Raw genomic sequence first — 596 nt, forward strand, 5'->3', positions numbered from 1 at the left:
ACATACGTCTTCAATGATCGACCGCACTGTCGCGCGGTCGCCAGAAAGCTCATTTGCGGTTCGATGAGATTGCCCGCATCTTCAGCTTTCAGCCTTGCAATCTCGCCTTCGCGCGTGTCGCGCTGCGCTCGAGGCGACGCAAGGGAAGAGGTAGGGCGCGAGATTTCGGCGATGTGACGGGCCTTTGTCCTACCTGTCCTACCTTTGAAAGAGAACAGAGGAACGCAGTCTGCCTAAGGACTTCGAAACGCCGAGAAGGTCGGACAGGTAGGGCATTCTTCGAAATTCGAGGTAGGACAAGGTAGGACAGGTAGGACGGGCGGTCGAAAAAGGCCGCCGCGTGCTCTCTCCCGCGGGCTCATTCGTCCCTCCCGCGCCAGTCTTCGTCATCGTCGATCGGAGGCCACGGGACGGGCTGTCCAAGTCCTTCTTCGAAGGCGGAACGGCAGTCCTCGAGCGGTGGCAGCATATAGACCCAAGGGCGTGCAGGTCCTTCTGCGGTCCTGATTGAAGACCTGCGACGTTCTATGTTCGGAATGAGCTTTGCGAGACGCATTCCAAGTTCTGTTTCAACCTTCTTGCGCTTTTGGCCGGTG

General features: G+C 58.2%; 1 pseudogene. It reads right to left on the reverse strand.

Annotation, left to right across the window (positions count from 1 at the left end):
- Positions 1 to 358 precede the first annotated feature (358 nt).
- Positions 359 to 596: pseudogene (locus T281_RS19440) on the reverse strand (hypothetical protein); the annotation flags it as partial.

It is taken from the genome of Rhodomicrobium udaipurense JA643 (assembly GCF_000636015.1).
In the GTDB taxonomy this organism is placed as follows: Bacteria; Pseudomonadota; Alphaproteobacteria; order Rhizobiales; family Rhodomicrobiaceae; genus Rhodomicrobium; species Rhodomicrobium udaipurense.